At 63.2% G+C, this 15,303-nt stretch carries 15 protein-coding genes; 6 read left to right on the top strand and 9 right to left on the bottom strand.

Annotation, left to right across the window (positions count from 1 at the left end; all coding sequences use genetic code 11):
- Positions 1-65 precede the first annotated feature (65 nt).
- Both SJY08_RS17550 and SJY08_RS17555 read left to right on the top strand, forming a co-directional pair.
- A complete protein-coding gene (locus SJY08_RS17550) occupies positions 66-188 on the top strand; it encodes a hypothetical protein (RefSeq protein ID WP_377277246.1) in 123 nt (40 codons plus the stop codon).
- 333 nt (positions 189-521) lie between these two features.
- The gene (locus SJY08_RS17555; protein ID WP_377277248.1) at positions 522-743 is read left to right on the top strand and encodes a hypothetical protein; all 222 of its coding nucleotides are present in this window, start codon (positions 522-524) and stop codon (positions 741-743) included.
- Between the two features lie 18 nt (positions 744-761).
- Here SJY08_RS17555 and SJY08_RS17560 read toward each other — a convergent pair whose 3' ends face one another.
- The 4 genes from SJY08_RS17560 to SJY08_RS17575 all read right to left on the bottom strand — a co-directional run bounded on the left by SJY08_RS17560 (position 762) and on the right by SJY08_RS17575 (position 3,915).
- Positions 762-1,142 carry a hypothetical protein gene (locus SJY08_RS17560; RefSeq protein ID WP_377277250.1) on the bottom strand — a complete coding sequence of 127 codons (381 nt, stop codon included), beginning with the start codon at positions 1,140-1,142 and terminating at the stop codon, positions 762-764.
- Positions 1,143-1,213: 71 nt separating this feature from the next.
- Entirely contained in the window at positions 1,214-2,068 is an 855-nt protein-coding gene (locus tag SJY08_RS17565; protein ID WP_377277252.1) for an NlpC/P60 family protein, read from the bottom strand.
- A gap of 13 nt (positions 2,069-2,081) precedes the next feature.
- Positions 2,082-2,429 carry a MarR family transcriptional regulator gene (locus tag SJY08_RS17570; protein ID WP_203019140.1) on the bottom strand — a complete coding sequence of 116 codons (348 nt, stop codon included), beginning with the start codon at positions 2,427-2,429 and terminating at the stop codon, positions 2,082-2,084.
- A gap of 94 nt (positions 2,430-2,523) precedes the next feature.
- Positions 2,524-3,915, bottom strand: coding sequence for a M17 family metallopeptidase (locus tag SJY08_RS17575; RefSeq protein WP_069042556.1), 1,392 nt, complete (start codon positions 3,913-3,915; stop codon positions 2,524-2,526).
- Between the two features lie 195 nt (positions 3,916-4,110).
- Between SJY08_RS17575 and SJY08_RS17580 the strand changes: the two genes are divergently transcribed.
- Complete coding sequence (locus tag SJY08_RS17580) at positions 4,111-4,884, top strand: tetratricopeptide repeat protein (RefSeq protein ID WP_236759373.1); 774 nt, start codon at positions 4,111-4,113, stop codon at positions 4,882-4,884.
- Positions 4,885-4,888: 4 nt separating this feature from the next.
- Here SJY08_RS17580 and SJY08_RS17585 read toward each other — a convergent pair whose 3' ends face one another.
- On the bottom strand, positions 4,889-5,476 hold the full coding sequence (locus tag SJY08_RS17585) for a YigZ family protein (RefSeq protein ID WP_054149475.1): 588 nt from the start codon (positions 5,474-5,476) through the stop codon (positions 4,889-4,891).
- Positions 5,477-5,487: 11 nt separating this feature from the next.
- Positions 5,488-5,880: a hypothetical protein gene (locus SJY08_RS17590; RefSeq protein WP_069042557.1), complete on the bottom strand. Its 393-nt coding sequence runs from the start codon at positions 5,878-5,880 to the stop codon at positions 5,488-5,490.
- A 254-nt stretch (positions 5,881-6,134) separates the two neighbouring features.
- On the opposite strand from SJY08_RS17590, the gene SJY08_RS17595 reads away from it, so the two are divergent.
- Positions 6,135-9,212 carry a DNA translocase FtsK gene (locus SJY08_RS17595; RefSeq protein WP_377277256.1) on the top strand — a complete coding sequence of 1,026 codons (3,078 nt, stop codon included), beginning with the start codon at positions 6,135-6,137 and terminating at the stop codon, positions 9,210-9,212.
- A 161-nt stretch (positions 9,213-9,373) separates the two neighbouring features.
- A complete protein-coding gene (locus SJY08_RS17600; protein WP_054149472.1) occupies positions 9,374-9,883 on the top strand; it encodes a ferritin-like domain-containing protein in 510 nt (169 codons plus the stop codon).
- A gap of 85 nt (positions 9,884-9,968) precedes the next feature.
- Here SJY08_RS17600 and SJY08_RS17605 read toward each other — a convergent pair whose 3' ends face one another.
- On the bottom strand, positions 9,969-10,424 hold the full coding sequence (locus tag SJY08_RS17605) for a hypothetical protein (protein WP_054149471.1): 456 nt from the start codon (positions 10,422-10,424) through the stop codon (positions 9,969-9,971).
- Between the two features lie 130 nt (positions 10,425-10,554).
- Here SJY08_RS17605 and SJY08_RS17610 point away from each other — a divergent pair, with 130 nt between their 5' ends.
- The gene (locus SJY08_RS17610) at positions 10,555-11,547 is read left to right on the top strand and encodes a YihY/virulence factor BrkB family protein (protein ID WP_054149521.1); all 993 of its coding nucleotides are present in this window, start codon (positions 10,555-10,557) and stop codon (positions 11,545-11,547) included.
- A gap of 80 nt (positions 11,548-11,627) precedes the next feature.
- On the opposite strand, the gene ngg is transcribed toward SJY08_RS17610, so the two are convergent.
- Positions 11,628-13,433, bottom strand: coding sequence for an N-acetylglutaminylglutamine synthetase (gene ngg, locus SJY08_RS17615; protein WP_377277259.1), 1,806 nt, complete (start codon positions 13,431-13,433; stop codon positions 11,628-11,630).
- Position 13,434: 1 nt separating this feature from the next.
- Positions 13,435-15,210, bottom strand: a complete 1,776-nt coding sequence (locus SJY08_RS17620; RefSeq protein ID WP_377277261.1) for an N-acetylglutaminylglutamine amidotransferase — start codon at positions 15,208-15,210, stop codon at positions 13,435-13,437.
- Positions 15,211-15,303: the final 93 nt, after the last annotated feature.

Raw genomic sequence — 15,303 nt, forward strand, 5'->3', positions numbered from 1 at the left:
CTCTCCGCCTGAACCCTCTCCTATCCCGCTGCGAACCCCGCAGATTACCCGCAAGGAACCCCGCCATGACCACCGGAGAAACCATCTTCCTCACCCTCGTGACCATCGTGGGCTACGGGACCCTTTTCGGCCCTCCGATTGTCGTCCTCCTGAGCAAGCTTCGGGAACGCAAGCAGAGTGGGAAGTGAGGCACAATAAATCGATGGGCAGGGGGTACACTTTTGGTACAAACCGGGGTACACACTGGGAAAGCCCTGGACGTCGATGGTCTCATAAGCCTTTGATATTGATGGTGGATTTGATGCGTCTGATTTGGAGTATGGTGCTCACCTCTCCTCTTCTGGGCACCAAATTCCGATTTGAGATCAGCAGTTTATGCTATCCTCAAACACTTTAAAAAGCCCGGCTTGCCGGGCTTTTTTCTTGTCTGAAAATTGAGTTTCCGGTGCTGTCGCACTGTCGTTTTCAGTGCGATTTTTCACGCATTCCCGAGCACCCCAAGACCGCCACAAGGACAGACCATGGACGAGACCGTCGCCATCGAAAGCCGCAGCGAATTTGCCCTCTGGGCGATCGAACGTGCCAAGGAAATCGTTGCCCAAGAGGGCACGGCGCTGGCGCTTGCGGCGCGCGATATGGACGAGGACGGTTTGCGCGAGGCAGGCCACAAGCTCGGCGGCGCGATCAGCGAAGCGCTGATCGAAGTGTTCGACGGTTTGCTCGGCCAGGACGATCACGGCTGATCGCCCCGGAGCGCGATATCAGTCGATAACCCTTGGATTGACGCCGGGATACCACATGCGGCCGGACCGCGGCGGCTCGGTGCCTTCATAGACGATGCCGTTCTTTTCGCAGCGATAGACCGTGTAGGGCAGGCTGTCGCGCAGATCACCGCGACCGAAGTGATGGCGGTTGGGGACAACCGTCCGCGTTTCACAGCTGACGTTTTCACCGAACTGGTTGACAGGATCCTGCGGCTTGACGCCAGGCAGGTCCTTGAAACTCTCCTGTCCGGCTCTGCTCCAGGCGATGCCTTCTGAGGCTGAGGCGGGGGCGACAGCTGCGAAGACGGTCAGCGACGCCAGCACCAGAGCAGTGCTGATCTTCGTGGACGTGTTGTTCTTTCGGCAGGCCGGCAGCATGGGCAATCTTCTCGTCAGCTCTAATGGTGCCGATATAGGCACTCGACGCGGCGGCACCAAGACCGGAATCATCACGTTTCGGCGACGGGGCGGCGGTAGCCGGTCGGGGTGCCGTAGAGCCAGCCGATGCGTTCGATGGCGGCCTCAAGCGTCTCGCGGGCCACGGACATGGTGTTGCCGTTGGCGTGGATCATGGTCGTTTCGTCTTCCATGATCGCCACATGGCCCTTCCAGAAGACGAGATCGCCGCGCCTGAGTTCGGCACGCTCCACGGGCACGCCGAGGCCCGATGCCTGCATGTCGCTGTCGCGCGGGGCCTTCTGCCCTGCCATGCGCATGGCCAGCTGGACAAGGCCCGAGCAATCAATGCCGAAGCCGGACTTGCCGCCCCAAAGATAGGGCGTTTCGAGGAACAGCGCTGCAACGGCGACGTAATCCGGTGCAGGAGGTTCGGCGATCGGGCGAATGTGGCGGGAAACAAGGGCTCCGCCGTCCGGCATCAGCAGATAGCGGGTGCCGCGGGTTTCCGCCTCCCCCTCGATCGTTAGCCGGCTTCCCATCGACAAGGCCATCCGCGTCGGGAAGCGCAGATCGGGGCCAGAATAGACGAAGGTGCGCGGCACAGTGACGAGATGGGTTGCTACGGCAACAGCGCCGAGCGTTTCTTCCAGCAGATAGCCGACATAACCATCATCCACGGCCTGAACCCAGGCCCAGCCATTCTTGCGCTCGAAAACACGGACTTCTTCACCCATCAGGAGTTCGGTATCGATTCCCGTGGAAAGATCGGCTTTCGGACGAAGGGGCACGACCGGCTGGGTGATCATCGCCGGTTCCGGGGTGACAAACCTGTCCGCTTCGACTTGCCCCTTCAGGGCGATATCGGCGAGATCGGGCCGGAAGGCGTTGAGGCGCCGGTCGAGCATAATCAAGTCTCCGTCAGCCGAGCGCGCGGCCCCGGGCGATGATGTTATCGCCGAACTTTTCGAGAAAAAGCGCACCGCCGACGGTGCGCTTGACGATGACGCTGCGGCGGTCGAGCTCGTCCCTGATACGGTCAACGAGGCCCAGCTCCCCGAGCGTATCGAGGGCGCGGGTGATGACCGGCTTTGTGACATTGAGGGTTGCGGCAAGGCCGCGCACCGTATGGGGCGGCGGCACAAGATAAATCTCGAGAAGCACGGCGAGCTGACGCATGGTGAGGTCGTGGCCGTCTTTCTGGACCTGATCCAGGGTCACCCTGTGCCACAGGCAAAGCGCCTGGGTCGCCGTCATTTCGAGGCCCATGGCCCCTCCCCCTCGTTCTGATCCGGGCCAGCAGCCCCTCGCGAGTATCATTCCGGTAAAGGAACGATCTGGCAAGGGGCTGGTGGATTCAGGCTCAGTCGGCGCCGGACTGCAGGTAGCGGTAAAGCGCGCGGATCGCCTGAGCCTCGCCGCCGACAGGCGAATGGGCCCGCTCCGTCGGCGACCAGCCGAAAATGTCGAAATGCGCCCAGCGGCGGCCCGGCGAGACGAAGCGCTTGAGGAAGAGGGCGGCCGTGATGGCGCCCGCCATACCGCCCGAGGGGGCATTCGTCACGTCGGCGATCTGGGCCTTCAGCATGCGCTCATACCCCTTGTAGAGCGGCATGCGCCAGAGCGGATCGTCGACCGCGAGGCTCGCATCGGCGATGCCATGGGCAAGGTCTTCGTCATCGGTGAAGAAGGGCGGCAGATCCGGGCCGAGCGCGACACGGGCGGCCCCCGTCAGGGTGGCCATGTCGATCAGCAGATCCGGCTCTTCGGCGTCGGCATAGGCCAGCGCATCGGCAAGGATCAGGCGTCCTTCGGCATCGGTGTTGTCTATCTGGACGGTCAGACCCTTGCGGCTCTTGTAGACGTCACCGGGACGGAAGGCATTGCCAGCGATGGCATTTTCGACCGCGGGAATGACGACGTGGAGATCAACCTTGAGCTTGGCATCCATGATCATCAGCGCAAGGCCGAGAACATTGGCGGCGCCACCCATGTCCTTCTTCATCAGAAGCATGGAGGAGGCCGGCTTGATGTCGAGGCCGCCGGTGTCGAAGCTCACGCCCTTGCCGACAAGGGTGACCTTGCGATGGCCCTTCTTGCCCCAGCGCATTTCGATCAAGCGCGGGGCCACCGTCGAGGCGCGGCCGACGGCGTGGACGAGGGGAAAGTTCTTCTCGATGAGTTCGTCGCCGGTGATGACGGAGACCTCGGCCTTGTAGTGTTCGGCGAGGCGACGGACGGCGGCTTCGATATCGGCCGGGCTCATGTCGTTGGCCGGGGTGTTGATCAGGTCACGGGCGAGATAGACGCCCGCCAACTGGCGCTTGATGTCGGCGGCATCGGCATCCTGCGGGATCAGCAGGCGCGGTTCCGTGACCCGCTCGGAGCGATAACGGTCGAAGCTGTAGGCGCCGAGGCCATAGCCGAGCAGCAGGCGGTTGGCGGTGAGCGGGGCGGTTTCGATGTGCCATTCGCCGGCCGGCAGCGCACGGGCGAGCTTGCCAGTCAGATAGGGATTTTCGGAAGGGTTGGCGCCGAGCCCGAACAGCGCGCCACCCACATGGCCGTCGGCGGTGGGGATCAGCAGCACCGAGCCGGCCTCGGCCTTGAAGCCGGCCTTCTTGGCCCAGTCGAGGGCGAGTGGTTCCAGCGTGCCGGTCTCGACATGGGCCGGGGTGACGGCGAAGACCGGGAGCGTCTTGCCGCCCTTGGTGCTGAAGGGGGACGGTCTTTCGATATACTGGAACGGGGCCATGGCGAGACGCTTTCTGGAGATTCGGCTGAAGAATCGTTGGGGGCTCGATTAACACTCCGTTAGGGTTAACAGATTATTGCTTGAGTGGAGGTTGCGCCGCCCGGACGAGGCGCGGCGGCGGGGACTAGCTAACTCGGGACGATCACCATGCGCATGCGAATTCCAGGCTCGGCAAACCATCTGCGGATCGTGGCCATGACAGGTCTGGTGATGGCGGCGATGACGCTCACCGGCTGCGGCTCGGCGAAGAAGGAGCTGACGACGGGCTCGATCCCCAAGGCAAGCCAGCAACTCGATTCGCTCAGCGGTCCGCAACTGAGCCGCGCCGTGGAAGGCATCGGCCAGGCCTATGACCGCAACCCGAAGGACCGGAATATCGGCCTCTCCTATGCCAATGGACTGATGATGACAGGCCGCAATACGCAGGCGCTTGCTGTCATGCAGCAGGTGGCGATTGCCCATCCGAACGATCGCGAGGTGCTCTCCTCACTCGGCAAGGCGCAGGCTGCGGCGGGGCAGCTGGAAAAGGCACTCGGCACCATTCAGCGGGCGCAGACACCGGACCGACCCGACTGGCGGCTTTATTCGGCGGAAGGGGCCGTGCTCGACCAGCTCGGCCGTTCCAGCGAGGCGCGCTCGCGTTACCGCATGGCGCTGCAGATGCAGCCGAACGATCCAAGCGTATTGTCGAACATGGGCATGTCCTTCGTGCTTTCGGGCGACCTGAAGACGGCCGAGGACTATCTGCGCCAGGCGTCGCAGCAACCCCGTGCCGACAGCCGGGTCCGTCAGAACCTCGCGCTGGTGGTCGGCCTGCAGGGCCGGTTCCAGGAGGCAGAACAGCTGGCGGCCCAGGAGCTCGATCCGCAGCAGGCGGCGGCCAATCTGCAATATCTGCGCGGCATGCTTGCCCAGCAGAATTCCTGGAAGCAGCTTTCCAGCCAGGACATGCCGAAAAAGAAGAGCTGAGCGCTCAGTCCGGAAAGACGAGGCTTGACCGGCCGCTGGTGAGATCGCGCACCAGCCGGATCGCCTGATCCTCATCGCCCTGCCTCAGCGTGACCGCGAGATCGACACCCTCTGCCGTGAAGCTTTCGACGAAGGTGAGATGCGGGATTGCGGCGAGCCGCGACTTCACGAGGGCGAGGTCCGAGAAGCTGACCGATGATTCGCCCGTCACCATCGGGATGATCTCCCGCTTGTCGGCCGATCGGAGCATCTGGGCAGCCGTTCCGCCATAGGCACGCATCAAACCGCCACTGCCGAGCAGGATGCCGCCGAAGAAGCGGGTCACGACCACAACGATACCGTCGAGTTCCTGGCCATCGATCGCCTGGAGGATCGGCTTGCCAGCCGTGCCCGAGGGCTCGCCGTCGTCGGAGAAACGGTAGGCCTGACCGATGCGCCAGGCCCAGCAATTGTGATTGGCGGCGGGATCGGAGACCGAGGCGAGAAAGGCCTTGGCTTCCTCTTCGCTGGCAATCGGTGCCGCTTGCGCGATGAAGCGGCTTTTCTTGATGTCCTGAACGAACTCAACCGGCGCGACGAGGGTGAACGGCATAGTGTGCTGCCTCAGCCGTCTGCTTCGTGTGCGAGAAGCCACTCGGCAAGTGCCGCGATCACGGAGAGGCGCAAGGCCGCTTTCATGGCGAGCGCGCGGGTGAGCGAGGCGTCGCGGCTGGAGAAGCCGAGTTCGGCCATGACACCGGAGGGCGAGAGTTTTCGAGCGCGCATGACCGCTTCGACCCGCTCGATCGTCGATGGCAGCAGATACCGGCCATTGGCGATGAGGGCCGCGGCGTCGTCTGGAATTGGTTCGGCACCGGACGGATCGGGGGCGGCCGATGCGCGGGCCCGCACTTCTGCCGAGACCAGATCCAGAAAGGCCTGGCGATCCTCGGGCCCCGCTGATGTCCAGGCCTTCAGGAGCTTCTTCAGGGGACTGGGCTTCTCTTTCTTCGACATGACCGGCTTTCTGTTCGTCCCCGTCCATAGCCCGAGCGGAGACACGGTGCGAGAAAAAAACTTGGGGGGCAGCATCTTCCGGCGAGGGGCGAAATTCGGCTTTGGCAACAGCGGTATCGGGGACGAAAGGGCCCGATTCAGACCCTTCGTGCATTAGAGATTTCTGCCGGACAGAAAGCGGTCGTTAACCTTTATTTTCTACTCAGATAGCTCAGTTTTCGCGTTCTTGTATCCCGCCAGCGTTCAGGTTTCCGATGCACCCTCCCCGTTCAAATTCCGCGTATCAGGTCAATCATTTAGGGGACAACAAGGGTGAAGGCGCCGATCAGTCGGCAGCCGACCAGATCGAGGGGCGTGAGGAAACGCCCGTCTGGCAGAAGGCCTTCGTGTTAGGTCCCAATGTGCGTTTCACCCGCACGCCCGACCGCGTGCCGGGCAAGGCCGAGCCAACGCCTGCGCCTGTCGCCCAGCCGAGCGCACCGCCTGCACGGACGGTCGCACAACAGCCGGCGATGCCTCAGGCGCCCACACGACAAGCCTATCAGCCGACAGCTCAGCCGGTGGCCCCTGCCCCAGCAAGGCCTGCCTCTTCTGCGGCGAGCAGCGTACCCTATGCCGGATTGCCGCGCACAGGCGCACCCGCACCCGTCCCGGCGCCGAAGGCCGAAGTGCCGCGCATGCCTGCTTCCGTGACCTTGCCGCAGCCGCCGGATGCCGTGGGCGCGCGCGCGCTCACCTACAAGCTTCGCCGGGAACTCGCCCGCCAGCAGGCCGAACAGGCCGCCTGGGAAGCATCGATGGCAGATGGCGCATCGCCGCAGGAAATCGGCCCTGCCCCACAGCCCGTTCAACCGGCGCCCCTGGTGCAGGGCATGCGTAGCGTGCTTGCCAGCACCCAGGCCGCGACCGTCGGGACAAATGCTCGACCGACGACCGAGGCTCATGTGCCGCCGCACCTGCAGCGGTCGCTCGCCCAGCAGGCCGAAGCTTTGCGGCTTGCTGCCCAGCAGGCGGCCCCCGCAGCGCGTCCGCCGATGGTGCGCAATGCGTTTCTGCGGACACCGCCTGCAGCGGCTGCACCTGAGCCGGTTGCGGCTCCTGTGTTTGCTCCGCCATCCGTCCAGCCTATTGTCACGGCTCCGGCCGTCACGGCATCTGTTACATCAGGCTTTGCCGCGTGGACGCAGATGACCAATCCGTCACCGACGCAGCCCGAGGCAGTGACTGCGGTCGCGCACGAAGCGCAGGTTGAGCGTCTGCCGATCGCAGCGCTGCTGTCGGACCACATCTTCTTCGAGGCGATGATCGCGCCGGTGGATGCTCCATTGGAGATCGAAATGGCGCGGACCCCGATTGCGCAACCTGTTTCACAGGCTTGCCAGCCGGCGGCTCCGCAAAGGGCTCAGCACACCGCACCGCAGCCGGTTCGCAGCATTCCAGCACCTGCACCTCAGGCTGTTTCAACGGTGCGCGCCGAAGTCGTGCGCTATCGCCCAGAAGGGGTTTCGGCCACCGCACATCCGGTGACCGTTGCGGCGCGCAAGCCCGTGTTCGACGCAACCCCGGGCTCGGTCGTCGCGCTGTATCGGGAAGTCGCATATCGGGAGGTGTCAGCGCCGTCCTACGCGTTGCAGCAGGCGCAGGCAGCGGCGACCGAGACGGTTGCCCCCCTTGAGGCCGTTGTTCCGGAGCCGCTTCAGGCGAACCATTCGTCGATTGCTCCGATGTCTGCCGCCCTGCCACGCCAGCCGCTGTTCAAAGCGCAGGAAGCGCTGGGCGAAGGCGAATATGAGCTTCCCTACCTCGACTTCCTGCAGATGCCGCCGGTCCAGACGGGCGTGACGATGACGGCAGAGGCGCTGGAGCAAAGCGCCGGGCTTCTTGAAAGCGTGCTCGAAGATTTCGGCATCAAGGGCGAAGTGATCGACGTACGTCCCGGCCCCGTCGTCACGCTCTACGAATTCGAGCCGGCACCGGGGGTCAAGTCTTCCCGCGTCATCGGTCTCTCCGACGATATCGCCCGTTCAATGTCGGCGCTATCTGCCCGCGTCGCTGTTGTCCCCGGTCGCAATGTGATCGGCATCGAACTGCCGAACCCGGTACGCGAGACGGTCTATCTGCGCGAGCTGATCGAGACGCCCGATTATGCCGAGACGCGCTACAAGCTTCCGGTCTGCCTCGGCAAGACCATCGGTGGCGAGCCCGTGATCGCGGAACTCGCAAAGATGCCGCATCTGCTCGTTGCCGGTACCACCGGTTCGGGCAAGTCGGTCGCGATCAACACGATGATCCTGTCGCTGCTTTACCGGTTCCGGCCGGACGAATGCCGGTTGATCATGGTCGATCCGAAGATGCTGGAGCTTTCCGTCTATGACGGCATCCCGCATCTCTTGACCCCTGTCGTTACCGATCCGAAGAAGGCCGTGATGGCGCTGAAGTGGGCGGTCCGCGAGATGGAGGATCGCTATCGCAAGATGAGCCGCCTCGGCGTGCGCAATATCGACGGCTACAATGCCCGTGCCGCCCAGGCGCGCGAAAAAGGCGAGACGATCACCGTGAGCGTGCAGACCGGCTTCGACCGGCAGAGCGGCGAGATTGTCTACGAGGAGCAGGAGCTCGATCTCTCGCCGATGCCTTACATCGTCGTCGTGGTCGACGAGATGGCCGACCTGATGATGGTTGCCGGCAAGGAAATCGAAGGTGCGATCCAGCGACTGGCGCAGATGGCGCGTGCGGCCGGCATCCACCTGATCATGGCGACGCAGCGGCCCTCGGTCGACGTCATCACCGGCACGATCAAGGCGAATTTCCCGACGCGCGTTTCCTTCCAGGTGACCTCGAAGATCGACAGCCGCACCATTCTGGGTGAGCCGGGTGCCGAACATCTGCTCGGCCAGGGCGACATGCTGCATATGGTCGGCGGCGGGCGCATTGCCCGCGTACATGGTCCCTTCGTCTCCGACGAGGAAGTCGAGAAGGTCGTCGCGCATCTGAAGATGCAGGGCCGTCCGGACTATCTGGGCACCGTGACTGAGGATGCGGACGAAGCCGAAGAAGAGCCGGAAGAGGACGTGGCCGTTTTCGACAAGAGCGCGATGGCGGAAGAGGACGGCAACGACCTCTACGACAAGGCGGTCAAGGTTGTGCTGCGCGACAAGAAGTGCTCGACCTCCTACATCCAGCGCCGGCTATCCATCGGCTACAACAAGGCGGCTTCGCTTGTGGAGCGGATGGAGCAGGAAGGCATCGTCGGTGCTGCCAACCATGTCGGCAAACGAGCGATCATCGTCGGCGGGCGCGAGGTGAATGCCGAGGGCGACTTCGAAGGCTGATCCGGATCGCCGAAAGGTCCAGCGCGGGCAACAGACCAGTCTTCAATAAGGCACGCCAGGCTGCGGCGTGCCTTTTCCATGATCCACCCGGCATCTTGGCCACTGGGAACCCTTCAGGGGACTCGCGGTTCGGAGACGGTCAGATCAAGGAGACAGAGACAATGGCAGAAGACAGACGTTCGCTTTTCGTTACCGGCCTGCGCAATGCGCATGCGATGGAAAACCAGGCAATCTCGATCATCAAGCCACAGCTTTCCCGAATCGAAAACTATCCTCAGGTGGCACGGCGACTGGAACAGCATCTGCAGGAGACCGAAGTGCAGTTGAAGCGGCTCGAGGACATCCTCGCGAGCCTCGACGAGGATCACTCGACCATCAAGGACTGGATGCTCTCGGCAGGCGGCAGCATGGCTGCAATCAGCCACGCCATGGCGGGTGACGAGATCCTGAAGAACTCATTCGCCAACCAGGCTTTCGAGAATTACGAGATCGCCGCCTATAACTCGCTGATGGTCATGGCGGAAATGGGTGGGTTCCAAGGCGCGGCCAGCGGCCTGCAGCAGAACCTCGCGGAAGAAGAGAACATGGCCCAATGGCTGAAGGACAATCTACGTGAGGTGACGATGGAATTCGTTTCACGGCAAGAGGCTGGGGAAAGCGCCAAGGTCTGAGGCCCGAGCTACTTCGAAAACGGCAAAAGCGGAAGCGGGTGTGGCCCGCTTCCCTCAGGCCGGCATCATGACAGCCACGCTTCGATCAGATCTGGACGGGTCTGATCGTGTCTACGCCGATCTCGCCCTCGATGAGGCCGCGGGTGAGACCCTGCCTGTCACGCGCGATCTCGGTGACCGTGTAGAGTTTCTCCGAGCGGAAGGCACTTGCCATTCCGGTCGTCACGTCCTCGGCAGGTTTGGCGTCGATTTCCATATAGTCCAGCTCCTGCGAGGCCGCGACGAGGCGGGCATCGCCCGTTGAGCGGGCGGCTACCGTCACCACACCATGGCCAGGGGCATTGTCCCAACGCGGATCGTCCGGCGCGGCTATGGGCTCCAGCCGGTAGATGCTGAGCAGTTCATCGCCCCTCGACATGCCATGTTCCACGGCGGCTGCATCCGACCGGCGCGCGGCGGCTTCCAAGGGCTGCGCCAGATGCGGATCGACCTCCTCCCGCTGATGGCCGGTCGATAGTTGGTGCTTAGTATTGTCGGACATGGTCTTCTCCCTGTGAAGCATTTGGGAGCCCAACCGACCTCGGCCGGCTACGGTTCCGCCCGGCTTCTCTCGTCTCGGCAGGGAACATGGCGGCATGTGGACCAGTTTCCCTGACAACAAGGAGCCCGACATGCCGCCAGTGACACCTTCATCCACGCCCCTCACTGCCTCCCAAGTCCGCGATGAACGAGGGCGAGACGCGTGCAGCCCCAGCGACATTCCGGTGCGTGGCCTGTGGGACGTTTCGCTCAGGGTCCTGTCGCGGCTGACATCCGACCGGGTCACGCTCGCTGCAGCAGGCGTGTCCTTCTACGTGATGCTGTCGCTGTTTCCCGGTCTTGCAGCGCTGGTGTCGCTTTATGGCCTGATTGCCGATCCGACCACGATCGCCGGACGGCTGGATTTCCTCTCCGAACTGCTGCCTGCCGATGGGGTCACGATGATCCTGGGTCAGTTGCAGGCGCTGGCCGACGAAAACAACAGCACCTTGAGCACGGGTTTTCTGGTCGGTCTTGGCGTGTCGCTGTTCAGTGCCCGCAACGGGATGCTGGCGCTCTTCGAGGCCATGAACATTGCCTATGAGGAACAGGAGAAACGCGGCTTCGTCCATACTACGCTTCTGGCCGTCGCATTTACACTTGGCGCCATGGCCGTTCTCGCCGTCGTCGTCACGGCACTCGCAATTCTGCCGCTGATCATGTCGGTCGTCTTCATTTCCGCGCGGGCCGAAATGATCGTCGGGTTTATCCGCTGGCCGATCCTGATCGGCGTGATCTGGCTGGGGTCCGCGATGATCTATCGTTATGGGCCGAGCCGCGAGAACGCCCAACTGCGATGGCTGACCTGGGGCACTTTGCTGAGTTCGCTCGTCTGGATGATCATGTCGCTCGGCTTCTCCTTCTATCTGGAGAATTTCGCCGACTACAACGCGACCTATGGCGCGCTCGGCACATTTATCGCCTTCATGTTCTGGACCTGGCTGTCGGTGGTGATCCTGATTGTCGGGGCCATGCTGAATGCGGAGCTCGAACATCAGACGGCAGTGGACACGACGACTGGACCGGCAGAGCCGATGGGACGTCGGGGCGCGCATATGGCGGACACGATCGGAGAGTCGCAATAGCCATGATGAGGGCTCCAAAGAAGAAGGGCGGCACCGGAATGCCGCCCTTCTTCTTCGGGTCTTATCGATCACGCCTGTCGTCAGGCGTTGCGGCGCTCACGGGCCCGGCTGCCGGGAAACAGCAGCTGGATAAAGCATTCGGCCGTTGGCTGCGGCTCGTGATTGGCAAGCCCGGGCCTCTCATTGGCTTCAATGAATACGTAGTCCGGTTTTGCAGGATCATGGACCATGAAATCGATGCCGACGACCGGGATCTTGATGGCCTTGGCGATCCGGCAGGCGGCATCGACAAGGTCGGGATGGACAGTAGCAGTGACATCATGGATCGTGCCGCCGGTGTGGAGATTGGCAGCCTTGCGGACGGTGATTTCGCGGCCATCTTCGAGCACGCTGTCGAGATCGAGGTCCTGCTCGGCGAGGCATCGCTTCGTCTCGGCATCAACAGGAATCCGGCTTTCGCCACCGGTTGCGGCAGCGCGACGACGGGACTGCTGTTCGATCAGCCTGCGGATCGGCGAGCGGCCATCACCAATCACGCGGGGCGGGCGACGCACGGCGGCGGCGACGAGCTTGTAGTCGATGACGACGAGGCGGAGGTCTTCCCCTTCGAAACAGGCTTCCAGAAGCACACGGTCGCAGACCTGGCGGGCCTGGCGGATGGCGGCCTGCAGGGCGTCCATCGAGGAAATGCCGACCGAAATGCCCCGGCCCTGTTCGCCGCGGGCGGGCTTCACCACCAGCTTGCCGTGTTTTTCGAGGAAGGCGTGCTTTTCGTCCTCGGGGGCGTCTGCGGAGAGCTGTTCGGGGACTCTGAGACCCGCCGTCTGGGCGAAGCGGCGGGTGACGGCCTTGTCGTCGCAGATCGACATCGCGACCGATGAGGTGAGGTCCGAGAGGCTTTCGCGGCAGTGGATGCTGCGCCCGCCATGGCTCAGACGGAAGAAGCCGCCTTCGGGATCGGTCACCTCGACATGGATGCCGCGGCGGAGCGCCTCGTCAACGATCAGGCGGGCATAGGGGTTGAGCGCCTCGTAGCCCTCGACCGGCTGGGCGAAGAACTTCTCGTTGATGGCATTCTTGCGCTTGACGGCAAAGAGCGGCACCCGGCGGAAGCCGAGCTTCTCGTAGAGGCCGATCGCTTTGTCGTTGTCATGCAGGACGGAGAGATCGAGATAGGCGAGGCCCCGCGCCTGAAAATGTTCGGCAAGGATACGCACAAGGCCCTCGCCGATGCCCGGCTGGCGGGCTTGCGGGTGGACGGCGAGGCACCAGAGCGAGGCGCCACGCTCCGGGTCGTCGAAGAGGCGGTGATGGTCGATGCCGGTGACGGTTCCAACGATCTCACCGGTCAGATCGTCCTGCGCGACGAAATAGGTGACCGGCCTGTTGTCACGCTCGCCGGTGAAAAAGTCCTCGCGCACCTGGACCATGCCGCAGCTGGCATAGACCGCATTGATACCCGCCGCATCGCTTTCCGAGGAGAAACGCCTGATGGTGACGCCCTTGGGGCGGCGGCCTCCGGCGCGATAGGTGGAGAGATCGAGCCTAAAGGTGTGGGACGGATCGAGGAAGATCTCCTGCGGTGCCTGGGCGAGCAGGACATGGGGATCGCCGACGTGAAAGGCGATGTCGCGCGTGTCGGGGGCTTCTTCGCGGAGCGCTTCGAGGAGGTCGGTATAGGCCTCGAAGGTCGGCGTGAAAAGAAGCCGACCCCAGCCGCAATCGAGGGCGACGTTGCGGTTGCGTGCATCCGGTTCACAAGTGCGGCTGGTTGCCCCCTGGCCACTGCCGCCAGGGGTTCTGAGGCGCGTCAGCCGATGCGATAGCGCGTTGCCGCGACGCGCCTTGCGCGGCTGGGTGGCGGGCTTCTTCTCTGCCTTGCTCACGTCAGTTCTCCTGAGCCTGCAACCACATTTCGAGAAGGCCGATCTGCCAGAGTTCGGAGCCCTGCAGCGGCGTGATATGCGCTGCGGGATCGGCCACCAGACGATCGATGTAATCCTGGCGGAAGAGGCCACGTTCGCGGGCAGCCTGGGACGACAGGGCGTCACGGAGCATGTCGAGATAGGGACCGGCGATGTATTTCAGCTGGGGTACCGGGAAGTAGCCCTTCTTGCGGTCGATGACCTCGGAGGGGATGACCTTGCGGGCGACATCCTTGAGGATGCCTTTGCCGCCGTCGCGGAGCTTTTCCTCCGGGGGAATGCGGGCGGCGAGTTCGACCAGTTCGTGATCGAGGAAGGGCACGCGCGCTTCCAGGCCCCAGGCCATGGTCATGTTGTCGACGCGCTTGACCGGATCGTCGACGAGCATGACATTGCTGTCGAGGCGGAGTGCCTGATCGACCGGGCTGTCTGCACCGGCGCGCAGGAGATGTTCGCGGAGCAGGTCGCCGCTGACATCGCGCTCAGTGATCCAGCGGTCCCGGAGCTGGGTTGTCAGCGTTTCATGCGAGCGATCGCGGAAGGCGCGGCCGTAGTCGCTGACGACATCGGTGGAGCCGACCAGCGGCGGATACCAGTGATAACCGCCGAAGACCTCGTCGGCGCCCTGGCCTGACTGGACGACCTTGATGTGTTTCGAGACTTCCTTCGACAGAAGGTAGAAACCGACATTGTCATAGGAGACCATGGGCTCGGACATGGCAGCGATGGTGCCGGGAAGCGCGCCCATCAGATCGGCCGAGGGTACGAAGATCTTGTGGTGGTCGGTGCCGAAGCGTTTGGCGATCAGATCCGAATAGACGAATTCGTCGCCCTTTTCGCCATTGGCTTCCTCGAAGCCGACGGAGAAGCTCATCAGGCCCGTCTGACCTGCTTCCGCGAGCAGACCGACGATCAGGCTGGAATCGACGCCGCCTGACAGAAGGACGCCAACGGGGACATCGGCAATCATCCGGCGCTTGACGGCGAGACGAAGCGCATCGAGCAATTGCTCCTGCCAGTCCTCGCGGCTCATGCCTGCATCTTCGGCCCGGCGCGTATAGGCGGGGTCCCAATAGCGTTTGTCCTTGAAGCTGCCATCAGGCTGGTAGACCCTGATCGTTGCCGGGGGAAGCTTGCGCACGCCCTTGTAGATCGTGCGCGGCGGCGGCACGACGGCGTGGAAGGTCATGTAGTGATGAAGCGCCGTGACATCGATCGCGGTGTCGACGCCACCCGCCTTGACGATGGCGGGAAGCGAGGAGGCGAAACGCAGGCCACCGGAGACTTCCGCCAGATAGAGCGGCTTGATGCCGAAGCGGTCGCGCGCCATGACGACGCGGCCGGTGTCGCGCTCGTGGATGACGAAGGCGAACATGCCGTGTAAGCGGGATACGCAGTCCGTGCCCCAGGCATGCCAGGCCTTCAGGATAACTTCGGTGTCGCCATCGGAGAAGAAGCGGTAGCCCTTGGCTTCCAGTTCGCTGCGCAGTTCACGGAAGTTATAGATACAGCCGTTGAAGACGAGCGAAAGGCCGAGATCGGGATCGACCATCGGCTGCTGTGATTTGTCGGAAAGATCGAGGATGCGCAATCGTCGATGGCCGAGCCCGACATTGCCCCTGACCATCACGCCGGCCGAATCCGGCCCTCGTGGGGCCAAGACGTCCGCCATGATCGAAACTGCTGCTACCGACGGCGAAGCGCCATCGAATCTCACTTCTCCACAAATGCCACACATGAACCGGGCTGAAACCTCCGTTGAAAGACCAAACGAAAAGGTGCCGGCAAACCACTCCTGGGTTTACCGGACACACTGTTTTGCAAATGGCCG

The organism is Rhizobium sp. R86522 (assembly GCF_042466255.1).
Classification (GTDB): Bacteria; Pseudomonadota; Alphaproteobacteria; order Rhizobiales; family Rhizobiaceae; genus Allorhizobium.

Bases quoted from the DNA above. Each gene is read 5' to 3' on its own strand.
- SJY08_RS17550 (WP_377277246.1), top strand. From the start codon at position 66: ATGACCACCGGAGAAACCATCTTCCTCACCCTCGTGACCATCGTGGGC.
- SJY08_RS17555 (WP_377277248.1), top strand. From the start codon at position 522: ATGGACGAGACCGTCGCCATCGAAAGCCGCAGCGAATTTGCCCTCTGG.
- SJY08_RS17560 (WP_377277250.1), bottom strand. From the start codon at position 1,142: ATGCTGCCGGCCTGCCGAAAGAACAACACGTCCACGAAGATCAGCACT.
- SJY08_RS17565 (WP_377277252.1), bottom strand. From the start codon at position 2,068: ATGCTCGACCGGCGCCTCAACGCCTTCCGGCCCGATCTCGCCGATATC.
- SJY08_RS17570 (WP_203019140.1), bottom strand. From the start codon at position 2,429: ATGGGCCTCGAAATGACGGCGACCCAGGCGCTTTGCCTGTGGCACAGG.
- SJY08_RS17575 (WP_069042556.1), bottom strand. From the start codon at position 3,915: ATGGCCCCGTTCCAGTATATCGAAAGACCGTCCCCCTTCAGCACCAAG.
- SJY08_RS17580 (WP_236759373.1), top strand. From the start codon at position 4,111: ATGACAGGTCTGGTGATGGCGGCGATGACGCTCACCGGCTGCGGCTCG.
- SJY08_RS17585 (WP_054149475.1), bottom strand. From the start codon at position 5,476: ATGCCGTTCACCCTCGTCGCGCCGGTTGAGTTCGTTCAGGACATCAAG.
- SJY08_RS17590 (WP_069042557.1), bottom strand. From the start codon at position 5,880: ATGTCGAAGAAAGAGAAGCCCAGTCCCCTGAAGAAGCTCCTGAAGGCC.
- SJY08_RS17595 (WP_377277256.1), top strand. From the start codon at position 6,135: ATGCACCCTCCCCGTTCAAATTCCGCGTATCAGGTCAATCATTTAGGG.
- SJY08_RS17600 (WP_054149472.1), top strand. From the start codon at position 9,374: ATGGCAGAAGACAGACGTTCGCTTTTCGTTACCGGCCTGCGCAATGCG.
- SJY08_RS17605 (WP_054149471.1), bottom strand. From the start codon at position 10,424: ATGTCCGACAATACTAAGCACCAACTATCGACCGGCCATCAGCGGGAG.
- SJY08_RS17610 (WP_054149521.1), top strand. From the start codon at position 10,555: ATGCCGCCAGTGACACCTTCATCCACGCCCCTCACTGCCTCCCAAGTC.
- SJY08_RS17620 (WP_377277261.1), bottom strand. From the start codon at position 15,210: ATGTGTGGCATTTGTGGAGAAGTGAGATTCGATGGCGCTTCGCCGTCG.